Annotated in this window: 8 protein-coding genes and 2 pseudogenes; all 10 read right to left on the reverse strand. The window is 31.8% G+C overall.

From position 1 onward, the window contains the following. Positions 1-112: 112 nt before the first annotated feature. Positions 113-2,346 (reverse strand): annotated as a pseudogene (locus tag IPJ53_17870) (multicopper oxidase domain-containing protein). Positions 2,347-2,432: 86 nt separating this feature from the next. Further along, a pseudogene (locus IPJ53_17875) lies at positions 2,433-3,316 on the reverse strand (DUF3347 domain-containing protein). A gap of 93 nt (positions 3,317-3,409) precedes the next feature. Next, the gene (locus IPJ53_17880) at positions 3,410-3,790 is read right to left on the reverse strand and encodes a hypothetical protein (protein ID MBK7800964.1); all 381 of its coding nucleotides are present in this window, start codon (positions 3,788-3,790) and stop codon (positions 3,410-3,412) included. A gap of 313 nt (positions 3,791-4,103) precedes the next feature. Then, positions 4,104-4,208 carry a hypothetical protein gene (locus tag IPJ53_17885; GenBank protein MBK7800965.1) on the reverse strand — a complete coding sequence of 35 codons (105 nt, stop codon included), beginning with the start codon at positions 4,206-4,208 and terminating at the stop codon, positions 4,104-4,106. Between the two features lie 239 nt (positions 4,209-4,447). Continuing rightward, a complete protein-coding gene (locus IPJ53_17890) occupies positions 4,448-4,789 on the reverse strand; it encodes a hypothetical protein (protein ID MBK7800966.1) in 342 nt (113 codons plus the stop codon). Positions 4,790-7,158: 2,369 nt separating this feature from the next. Beyond that, positions 7,159-7,329: a hypothetical protein gene (locus tag IPJ53_17895; GenBank protein ID MBK7800967.1), complete on the reverse strand. Its 171-nt coding sequence runs from the start codon at positions 7,327-7,329 to the stop codon at positions 7,159-7,161. A gap of 1,015 nt (positions 7,330-8,344) precedes the next feature. After that, complete coding sequence (locus IPJ53_17900) at positions 8,345-8,602, reverse strand: hypothetical protein (protein MBK7800968.1); 258 nt, start codon at positions 8,600-8,602, stop codon at positions 8,345-8,347. 85 nt (positions 8,603-8,687) lie between these two features. After that, complete coding sequence (locus IPJ53_17905; GenBank protein MBK7800969.1) at positions 8,688-9,023, reverse strand: hypothetical protein; 336 nt, start codon at positions 9,021-9,023, stop codon at positions 8,688-8,690. Between the two features lie 1,724 nt (positions 9,024-10,747). Then, positions 10,748-10,963, reverse strand: coding sequence for a hypothetical protein (locus tag IPJ53_17910; GenBank protein MBK7800970.1), 216 nt, complete (start codon positions 10,961-10,963; stop codon positions 10,748-10,750). Positions 10,964-11,029: 66 nt separating this feature from the next. Beyond that, complete coding sequence (locus IPJ53_17915) at positions 11,030-11,383, reverse strand: hypothetical protein (GenBank protein MBK7800971.1); 354 nt, start codon at positions 11,381-11,383, stop codon at positions 11,030-11,032. Positions 11,384-12,162 lie beyond the last annotated feature (779 nt).

The raw sequence follows: 12,162 nt of genomic DNA on the forward strand, positions 1-12,162 counted from the left end.
TAGCACAAATGTTGATTAGAATTCCTATGCTCAAATTTAGTACAATTGCCCCACTTTTGCAAAACCCCTGTTATCGGCTGTTCTTCTTTCGTCCGTGTCCGTTTCTTTTATTTTAATAGTTTAAAAATAGTCCAAAACCAAGTCCCATATCGCTGTCGTAATGAGTTGTAAGTCCTATATTTTTGTTTACAATGTAACGAAAACCTGCCATATATTCTTTGTCTGTGTTGAGCATAAATGATGCTCTTACTCTTTTGGTTATTGGAATATCTTCTCTCATTAATTGTATTCGTAAATTTCCATCGTGGTAAATTTCAGTTTGTAAAATTACCATCATTGGCAAAGTATATGCAACACCTAAACTAAATTGTCGCCTGTTGTCTTTTGTGTTTGTCTGTCCGAAAAGATTTTTTTCTCCGTTTACATTTCCCATTGCATCGGTTTCTAATTTTCTGTAACGCCAATCAAAACCGACAAACGGCATTAGCCATTGCATTTTTCCAATGTACCGTCCAATATGAGTTTCAGTTTCGTAGCCGTGATGGTCGTTGTAACCTAAACGCCATTCTGTGCCGATACTCCAACGTGTGCCTTGAAGCATCGCCATTCCATCGTTTCCGTTGGTTGCAAAATCATTCTCTGCCATAAAATGAAATTTTCTGTCGTCCGCAAATAGCTTTCGTTTAGCCAACTTTGGATTTGGAATTAACGGATTAGGTGCTTGATTTTCGTAGCTCAAAACTCTGCCCATTCCACTCATCATATGATATAAAATATGACAATGAAAAAACCAATCTCCCTCTACATTGGCATTAAATTCCAATGTATCAGTTTCCATAGGCATAATATCCACAATATTTTTTAGTGGTGCATTTTCGCCTTGTCCGTTTAGCAAACGAAAGTCGTGTCCGTGTAGGTGCATTGGGTGTCGCATCATTGAATTGTTATAAATGGTGATGCGTACATTTTCGCCTTTTTTAATTAATATTTTATCCGTTTCTGAAACCACTTTGTTGTCAATACTCCACACATAGCGGTTCATATTTCCTGTTAGCGTAAACTTCAATTCCTTTACTGGTGCATTTTTTGGAAGTGAAGTATTGTTTGCGATTTAAGCATTGCATAATTCAGCGTTACTATATCTGCCAAAGCGTTTGCATTGTATCGGTTTGGGTCGTTGTCGCTTTGTTTGGGTTTGCTGTCGCCTGTAATTTCTGGATACATTACCACATTCATATCCATTTGGTTTAGGCTCATATTCATTCCCATATCGTCAAGGTCGCCATTCATTTTCATCATATTGTTCATCATTTTCATACCTTCAAAATACTTCAATCTTGGTTGTGGCGATTGTAATTGCTTAATGCCATTACCAATATATAATGATGCTGAATTGGTTCGGTCTTCGGTGGTGGCTAAAAATTCAAATGCCGTATTTTCGGCAGGAATGGTTACCACTACATCGTAAGTTTCAGAAACTGCAATAATCAGTCTATCTACTTCTACAGGTTCTACATCGTTGCCATCGTTGGCTACAACGGTAATTTTTCCGCCTGCATAGGTAAGCCAAAAGTAAGAAGATGCACCGCCATTGGAAATTCTCAATCGAACTTTATCGCCTGCTTTCAATTCCTTGCCGTCAATAGTTGTAAGGTCTGTACTTGGTTTGCCATTCATAAATATTTTTTCGTAATACACATCGCTTACATCCATCGCCAACATTCGTTTCCATTCGTTTTTAAGTTTGGTTTTGAAATGTCCTGCTTTGATGGCTTCGGCATAACTTTGAACAGAATTTTTTTTCAATGCAGGATAATCATTGGCATTGTGCAACATTCGGTGAATGTTTTCGGGTTTTACGTTCGTCCACTCGCTTAATACGATGGGAACGGTTGGTAAATCATCAATCCCTTTTCTAAACGTTTTATCGTCTGCTTTTTTGAGCATTACAAAGTTGCCGTACATTCCTATTTGTTCTTGTAATCCTGAATGAGAGTGATACCAATGTGTACCATTTTGTATAATTGGAAATTTGTAAATATGGGTAGTGTTTGGCTTGATGGGCATTTGCGTAAGGTTGGGAACGCCATCTTCTTTGTTGGGCAAAAATAATCCGTGCCAATGCAAAGAGGTTTCTTCTTTTAGCAAATTGTGTACGTGAATTTCTGCCGTATCGCCTTCGGTAAAAGTAAGCGTTGGCATTGGGATTTGTCCGTTTACTGAAATGGCGTGTTTTTCTTTTCCTGCAAAATTTACCAAAGTATCTTTTACATAAAGGTCATAACGTACTATTTTTTGGGCAAATGTATTTGTAGTTATTAATAGCAAAATTGCTATCTGCAACATTTTTTTATAAATATTTTTTTATTATCCATTTTAAGAATTTCATTGTTGAAATTATTAATAGGGTAGCCTTCGGCTACCCTATATTTTTATTTTATTGTTTCTACCACTTTACCACAAGTAAGCATTTGATTACCGTAATATGGATTTTTTACTGCATTTTCTTTACTTAACCAATTAGCACCTTTTCCATCGTTTGCCATTGGGCAAAATTGATAGTAAGTTGGTGTTTCGGATTTTGAAACCTTGATTAAATCATACATATTTTTTGATAGGTTCATAAAATGGTCTCTTTGATGAGAAGCATCTTTTGTGTCTGCAATGTGTTCAGCATCAAAAGTCAAATCTTTCATTACTTTCATCCAAACTGTATGTTCTTCTGTTGTTAATTTATCCATTTTTACAGTATTGATTGCGGTTAGTAATTCTTTTGCTTTTGCAGATGATGTATTTCCGTCTGTTTTTACCAACGCATCTTTTACGGCAAAATAATTGTCAAAAACTGCTTTAAGTTGATTTACTTCTTGTTTTACTTCTACTGGCTTTTCGGTTGTTGTTGTAGTTGAATGATTATGTCCTGAATGGTCATCAACTTTTGTTTCTACTTTTTGCGTTTCGATTTTAGCAACTACTTTTTTACACGGTCATATTGGCAACAACCTGGAAGTTTTGAGTAAATATCGTCAGGTGCAAGAAATTTGTCGCTATCGTAACCACTTAATGCAATTCGCTTTAAAATTTCATCTTGATTGGTTTTCTTAGCATCGTAAGTAATAGTCGCCATTTTAGTGTCTTTGTTCCAATCTACTTTGGCTATTTTCTTTTTATTACCTGCCTTTTCAATGGTTGTTTCACACATACCACAGTTACCATATATTTTTACGCTTTCGGTTTTAGCGTTTTTGATTTGAGCATTACAAGCTGTAAATGATAGCAATACGGTTATTGCCATCAATATTTTTATTGATTTCATTTTTTGAAAATTTTAGAATTTATAAATATTTGTTTTCAAAAGCAAAGAATTTGCTTCCGATAGGACAGACTTATGGCTGTCAAGAAAGGGAAATTAGCCTATATTAGGCGGTGTCCAAATTGAAGTAAAACCATCAGAAAGATAGTTTTCGTTGTAGTATAATTTAGTTTTTTTACTTTCTGTAAAGTTGGTTTTAGCTTTTAATTCAGCATAAAAAGGTAATGCAAATGCAAAATGTACAGTTGGGCAACTGCAATTTGAGTTGTTGCATTTACCATCACAACCATTATTCTCTTTGTCGTTTTGAGAGTTACTTTTTTTGCAACATTCTTTTTTTTGCTTTTTCGCTTTTAGATTTTTTGCAACAAGATTTTTCTGTTTTTGTTGATTTTTTCCACAAGCATACGTCAGCGTTGGTGTCGCAAAGATACCAAGTGTCAAGATGATGAGTAATATGTGAAACTTTTTAGCCATTCTTTTTATTAACGGTCAAAGGTACAAAATAGTATTTCAATTGTCCGACTTTCAATGTTTGCAGGGTGTCTTTTAGAATAGCCGATAACGTTTTGGGGCTTGGCGAAGGTGGGGAAATCAAGCACAAATGTTCAATTTAGCACAAATGTTTATTAGAATTCCAAATTTTCAATTCAGCACTAAAGCCCCACTTTTGCCAAACCCCTGTTATGTGCAGTTTATTTTTCATTCTGTTGTGTTGTCGGTTATCCATTGTATTAGGTCTGAACTTACTTTTGAGTTTTTGGGCTAAAACCAATCTGTACTTTGAATTCTAAAATCTCCAACCTGCTCTTTCCAATATTAGTTGTCTATTTATATCTTCTTGAATTTTCACAATGCCTGAATGATAAGTGAAACCGTCACATTCAATTGCTATTTTTTATTGTTTATAATAAGTCCAAAGTCTATACAATATTTTCCGACTTCAAATTGAGGATATAGATAATCTCCTAATCCATTATTGTAAAGTAATTTGCAAACGCTTTTTCAAAGTCGCCTGAATTCGCATCTGTCTTATTTAATAGTGATTGTAGATTTTTTGTCGAAGTAGGTTTATTCGTTTGATTTTGAATATTAGCGTAATAGTCTATTAACTTTTTCTATAACAATCTTGGTTCATAATGCCAACTGCATCAGGATGGATGCTGTGAATAACAACAGATTTTCTTTCTGCTCTACTTGCAGCAACATTGAAGATTCGCATATATTCTTCGGTTGTTGCGGCTCTTGGTGGTTTAATCTCAAAACGATTTTCTTTTCAACAATGCTATGACTGGCTGTAATTGTCATATACATAATATCTCTTTCATCGCCTTGAAATTCTCTTGATGTACCAATTAATAATTCAAGTTTGTCTTCAAATTGTTTTATTAGTTCTGTTCTGTGATATTTGACGAATAAGTTGATTTTGTGTTTTATATTACTGCTGTCTAAAGTCAATATTCCAATGGTCGGCAATCTCTTAATTTGCTGTGCTTGAAACTGATTAATGTAATTTTCGATTTCGTCAATTACTTTTTGTACAATTAATGGTTTGTATTCATCGTCTAAATTATCTTCGACATAATGAATTTCTATTGGTTCTCCGAAAGTTTTTTTCAGTCGCTGTTTTTAGTGGAACAATATCAGAATTATAGACGTACTTGTTTGAATAACCAATTATTTCTAGCAAACATCTAAAAATGTTCCGTAAGTGTTACAATGTTTGGATAAATAACTCCACTGATTGGTAAATACTGTTGTTTTTATTGTTTACGTCAAACTGTGTTTTAAATCTATGTGATATTAAATATTTGTCAAGTAGTTCATTTGTTCTATCAATAGTAAATAAACTTCTGTCTGCAACTACAGAAGTTTGATTTTCATCGCCTACTATTAAACATTTTTACAACGAAAAACTAAATTCAAACTGCTTATATCACATTGACTTGCTTCATCAATAATCAATAAGTCAAATTGTTCAGGTGAAGCATCAGGAAAAATGTAACTGCTGTATCTTGTGGCATAATCCAAATAGGAACTGCACCTTTGCTACTTGCATATTTGTTATTGCTGATGCAATATTTCTTGCTGTATTTTTTCCGTAACCTTTGCCAATATTAATTAAGGTCATTTAACCAAGCATTTAAAGCCGCTTTTTGTGTATCGCTAACTTTTCTTGATTTATGATACCAAGTTTTGTATGATATTGTTTCTGCTGTTTGTTTTTCAATACTTCGTTTCAAAGTTTGAAGATTGCTAAAAGTTTTTCCGAACCATTGGTTTGTGATGTTACAAAAGTTAGAAAATCATTTAGTTTTAAATTGAAAATATCTAATTCAATTATTTTTTTATCAATCGTGTATTGGTCATCAATTAAACATTTATTTTTTACAAACAATGCTGTTTGAGGTAGTGTTTACTAATTTCGTTTAAGAGTTTTTCAAACGCTAATGATTGGCTTTGTTTTTCTCTGCACTTTCTATATTCGTCTAAATAGAGTTCGTAACTTGACCTGTCCGTATTTTCAATTGCGTCTGCAATTTTATAAATTACAGGATGTGGTTTGAATGAGTAATTAATTTCTGTTTGGTTTCTTGTAAAAGGTTGAGATTGAAACAAATTCAGCATAATAATTCACATTTTTGATGTAGCTAATTTTTCTGTTAAATCGTCAGATGTGATTGAAACTTGTGGTAAATTTCTTGTTTTAATTGCGAATTAAATTCAATTATTTCTTTTGCAAATTCTACTGTAAAATCAAGTTCTTTTAATGTTTCTTGAATATTATTTTGCTTCGTAATGCCAAAGCTATTTAGGTATTTATTAAAAGTTATAGAAAGTTGTTTTAAACATTTTATTCTGTTTATCTCGATTTCTAATATTTTTGAATTGGTGAATTTCAGTTACTGGATTGAAATTCAGCTTACACTCAAAAAAACGTTTTAATGGTTTCTAATGTGCTTTTAGTAAACCAATTAAGTGTTTTGTTTTGACCAAATTTTACAATTATTTGATTTATTTGTTGATGTAAAATGTCAGCGTCTGTATCTTGAACTGCTGACAAATCAACTTCATAAGACAAAGTTTATTATTTCAACTTCAATCTGTTTTCTTAATCCATCATTTTCATTTATGATATTAACTAATACATCAAGCCTAAAATTAGTATGCTTATAAACCTGTTCAGCAATTAAGTTTATTTTGAATTTTTCTAAAATATTTTCATAATTAAGAATAATATTTTTTAGATTTTCGTCTATTGAATTTGTTGGAATATTTGTGTAATCTAAAGGATTAATTTTTCATTAATTTCCTTTAGCTTAATATCATATTTCCTAATCTCATTTAAGTCAATAAAAGCATTATCATTTAAAAACTGAAAGTTTATTAAATCAAAATCATCTCTTTTAAGATTGTTTCCAATTGCTACTAAATCAACTAATTTTCTGCAATGCCATTTGTTTCAGTTTCGTAAGAAACTGGATCTTTAATAATTGATTTTTCGTAATTTGTTTGTTCAAAAAAGTAAACGGCCCAATCATAAGCTGAGTTATTTTCAAGCTCATTTGTTATTGGGTTGAAAATCTTAAGCGTTAAAGTGTTTGCTGAACTGCTTTGTAAATTTAATTTAACTTAATTGCGTAATTACTCTCTAAATTAGTTAATTGCCGTTCTAATTCTGTAGCTTTTGTCTCTTCATATCTCTGTGCTAAATTTCTAATAATAGCATTGACAGAGCCTTTTAAACTTTCATTTCCTTTGCCTTCGTTTTTACTAACAGAAACAGCAAGGATTCTTGAATTCCAATTGGCAATTTATCTTTTAATACGCTTAATGCTTTTGCATTATGGGAAACTACAAGTATAGATTTTCCTTGTGCAACAAGAAAGTGAAATTAGGTTTGAATAGTACTGACTTTTACCTGTTCCTGGTGGTCCTTTTACGGTTACTGCATCTTGCTCGTTTAATCGTTTTGCAATTTCAAATTGTTCTTCATTGTAAAGTAACGGAAACAAGGAACGATGTTTTACTTCTCCAAAATCTGCTGATTGAGATTTACTTTCATTATTTTTGGGGAATTGGTTTGTGTTTGATTGTGTTTCAATTTCAATTTCTAATCCATCTATTGAAAATAGTTTTTGAAAAAATCTAAGAATTAGTTGAAGATTTCCACTTGCTTGTAATTCATTTATTTTGTTGATTATATTATTTGCATCTTTTGAAATAGCAAGTTGCTTTCAACAATTTTGTTTTTGAATTATTGGGTGAAAACTAAAGTTAATTGATTTTCAATTGGTATTTTTTGAAAAGGTAATTTAATGTTTCTTCATTGAAAAAGGCATATTGCTTTTTTATTAAAAACGACTAAATATTTCTAACCCTTTGTCAAAGAATTCAGTTCTTATAAAATCACTTTCAAAAATAAATTCACGTTGCTGTGAATTGGAAACTATCAATATTTAGTAAAACATCTTTTTGCGTTCTTCAATTATTAATTGATTTTCATTTTGAAAATGATTGTCTAATAACTCCACAAAAAAAATTGTTCGCAAAATATTTTACTTGAAAAGAGTGTCAAATTCTAATTTGAATTCTTGGCTTTTAAGAGATAGTTTAATGGAACATTGAAGAAAATTTTTATAGTCTTGGTTTCCAATTTTTCCACAAACTAAACCAAACGATATATAAATTCTTTTGTTGTCTTTTCCTTTTAATTCATAATGTAGTGTATGTAAAGCATCGTAAATTCAGTTGTCTTAAACTGCAGTTCAAATTTTTGATTAGAATTCGGAGAAATTCTTTTTGAGGATTGTTTGCTATTTTTAAAGTGTTGGATTGTCTGCAAGAACTATTTTGACTTTTAGTTCTGGTTTTCGCAAGAATTTATTATCTGTTAAATCAATCCAATCAATCAAAATTTAGTGAAGATAAATCGAACAAAGACGTTAGTCTTTGTTCGCTAATGACCTAAATCATTTTATTCTTTGTGTTATTGTTCAAATTTTTGAACAGTTTCAATTTCTTGTTTAATTATAAGTATTGGGATTTCGTGCTTCTATTAATTTCAATCCAACTTTCAAGTTCTTTTGGCTGTTTTGGTTCGTCAGGTATTGCAATTCGTCTTAACTTCAATAAAAAGTCAAGTGGATTTAGATTATTGTTAATCGCTAAACTAAATTCTGTAATGTTTTTCTGTTCGCATTTTTTAGCAAGTGTCAAAAGTTCTCCAACTTCCCAAAGTTTACATTCTTTTTGACTTCGGATTGTTTTGTCTTTTTCGAAAGTCAAAACAAGTGTCGAAAGAGTTGTACAAGTCCCTTATGTAGTAAAATAGATTTTGTAATGGTATGATACTTTTTTCTCTGAATGTCAGTTATTGTTGGTCGTCTCGGTTAAATTGCACATAACGGTTTGGGGCTTGAAGCGCGAAGTCGGAAATTAAGTGCAAATGTTCAATAAACCACAAAAGTTTAATAGAAGTACAAATGCTGAATTTACTACTTCTACTTCGTGCGTTCAAAGCCCTGTTAGCAGCTGCCCATTTCTGTCTATTGTTTTCCGATTTTATTTTGCTAATAGTCCACATACAATTCCACCAATTAGTCCAAGTCCAAGTATTGGTGCATGTTTTGGTTACAGCAGCGTCTAGCAAACTCAAAACAAGTCCAACAAGACCACCTTTAAGCCAATTAGGAATTGGAAGTTCCATATTAAAAGTAATAAAGCCAATTACCAAAATCTGCTTATAAATGAAGCAGTCATTGCTCTTGTTTGTCTTCAAATATCATAAAGACATGGAATTATTGAAACTATTCCAAAAATTGTTCCTCCATAATAAGTCCTTTGATAATATTATTCATCTGTCTATTTTTTTTTTTGAGTTCGTAGGCTTCTCTGGGCCAAGTTAATGAATTCCTTGTCTATGTCTTTGGTTTTGTCAACTTGATTGTATGGTGAAAACGATTTGTAGAACCTTGTTCTATTTTTGATACTCTGTCGCTAGTCAGTTTGTAGTTTTAAATGAACTTCAAGGTTAATATGAGTCTTTACAGTGTATGCGCCTGCAAATCCAAATCTGTTTCCAAGATGAATGCTTGTCTTTTTCGGTTCAACTTTTATTTGTCCAGAATTTGTGTAGTTCAGTGATTAATTTCTCATAAATGTCGGTTACGATTTGCTCTTTGTCTTTTAAATGGTCGAAGTTCTGTATATTTCCATTTTTATTGTCTGTTTGTAATTGTCGGTATACGTCTGTTTGGGTTGCTGCTAACGTATTGGCGCTTGGCACAGTAGCGGATTTAGGAACACAAAACCGTCAATACACCATCCCAAAAACTTTGGGGATTGATTCGAGTAAATGTTCAATTAATAAGTCACCCGCCATTGGGCTTGGACGCCTGTTATAGGGCGTTTTTATTCGTGTCAGTTTCAAAGTGGTTAATTGTTTGTCTATACTCCCCTTGTCCCAAAGTCTATACGAAAATAAAAATTGAGATTATCATTAGTCCATAAATAACATATAATGGTATACCAACTAAATCTCTAAATGAATTGTAAAATGAGATATTATAGAATTGACATAAATTGTGAATTGTTGCTATGAAACTTACAAAAATAAGAACTCGAACTAAAACATATCCTGAGTACGCAAGAAGCGTCTTTTGTTTAATTGTCTTATAGAAAATTTCGAGAAATCGTCCCTTTTCATTAAAATATAGTTCAGAGACAATCTGTCAGGTTATTTGAAGTGGATTTGATTTGTGTCGGACTATACTTAAACGTATAGTAATAAAATGCATAGATTTATAATCCCAACAATAATTACATTAGATATATAATTAAACCCAGTCCATCCAACACCAAGAAATTTGTATAAAGGGTTTTGTTCTCCTGTCAGGTTTGTCAAAAAACCAAAGGCTTGTTGAATAAGTCACAAACCTCTCGAAAGAAGGATGAAACGTCAGAAGAAGAAAAAATTTAAGTTTCATAATATATTTTATTTAATTGTTTTTAACTTTTTTTTTTGTTGTCGTTCTAAAATGCCTATAACGGTTTGTATTTACGAGGTAGCTGCCAACTGAACTGCCAAAAGTGAAAATGCAATTTGAATTAAAGGATTTTGAGTAACATTTGAAAATTTTTTGGCAGCTATCTCCGTAAATACTTTGTTATCGAATGTGATCTTAATTACTTTTATTAGTTTTTCGTTAAACTTCGACCGCTTTTCCTTTGAATTTTAATATATAACATCCACTTGAAATTTGTGATATGTCTATATATTGATTTGTTCCAGGTTAACTTTAGACTTTAATAATGCTGTACCGTTGGGCTAAAAATAGATATGTTACCATTTTCAGGAGCATTAATTTTAATAAACATGACTCGATGGATTAAATTTAATTTCAAATTTATTTGTAAAAATTGATTTCTTCATTATCCAATAAAATAGTTAATGGCTTTCCTGTTATCCCCAAATATATCCATGTAAAATATACCTTTTGTACTATCCACCAAGGGAACTTCATAATAATTTCTTCTCGCCCACCATGCATAGTTACTTTGTTCTAAATACTCTTTAGTTAATACTAAAGGGTCAACATCAACCAAATATGCTTCCTTTTGGTAGTTGCCAAGGCTCAAAAAAGTCAAATGTACCCCAATTAATCCTCGTAATAAAGCTCATTAATCTGCAAGAATCATTACTGAATTTTACTTTTATCCCACTTTATGAAAATGCTGGATATGAATTTGAATAAAAGCCAATAAGCAGTGATCCTGAAGTATTAACCAGGTGGAGGCAAAATGGGTAATTTCGGCACAGTTGTAAATATTAATACTTCTTTTCAAATGGAAATCCGATGTTATATCAAAACTATACCTAATATACAGTGTATTTCTAATTGGTGTTTTACTATTGCGGGAGTCTCCAAACTTTAAGTCTATAATTGCATCTGCATTTTTATCATAACCCAATTCAATAGAATCACTATGCATTAAATTGTTCTCTATTACTAATTGGAATTCAAATTCAGAATTTGAATTTTGAGAAAATACTTTAGTAAAATTCAAAATAAATATAGCTGGAGATAATTTTCATAATTATAAACTTGCAATTTAGGCAAGAGATCTTATTGTCTCTCGCCTAATAATTAAAGACTGTTAATGTTGGACAACTATATTTGTATTAAATTGCGCCATTGATAATTGCAATTGAACAGAATAGATCCATCAGACAAAATTGTGTTTCCCACTGATACCATCTAATTACCCTCACTCATCAATATATCATTTGAATATTAATGAAGAATTCGGATTAGAAATTCCAATTAGATTGATAATAATAGTTGCTGCTTCAATGACAGTAAAAAATAAATAAGAATCAGTATTCGTTGGATTGGGCGCAAAGCCATATCAGTTACACAACAGGCTGTGGCTGGTCCTCCATCATAAAAGCAGTTTTTTGAACAGTAACCCATTTTATAAGATCACAAAACCTGTACAATCTGTATGGTCCACCCCTAATTTTTATTCTATATACCCCAATATTTGAAAAATTATACCCAGTTTTGCTTTAATGGAATATTATATGCTTGACCATTGTACCATGATGAAAAAACTGGGGAGTCGCGAATAAGATCGTTAGACCCAATAGAAGATACTTTCATAATTTCAAGAAGGTACATGTTTTCATGACTACTTGCCGATGCTTGCATGTAAATTTCAGCTGACCAAATCCTTTACACATACTTTTTCAGGAATATCAAATAAGCAACGGGTGGAAAGCAGTCGCCTTGTTTGTCTATAAAAGATGTATGATTATTTAGCCAATCATGCATTCTGCAAATTTG

This window comes from Candidatus Vicinibacter affinis, assembly GCA_016714365.1.
GTDB lineage: Bacteria > Bacteroidota > Bacteroidia > Chitinophagales > Saprospiraceae > Vicinibacter > Vicinibacter affinis.

Bases quoted from the DNA above. Each gene is read 5' to 3' on its own strand.
- IPJ53_17880 (MBK7800964.1), bottom strand. From the start codon at position 3,790: ATGGCTAAAAAGTTTCACATATTACTCATCATCTTGACACTTGGTATC.
- IPJ53_17905 (MBK7800969.1), bottom strand. From the start codon at position 9,023: ATGGAACTTCCAATTCCTAATTGGCTTAAAGGTGGTCTTGTTGGACTT.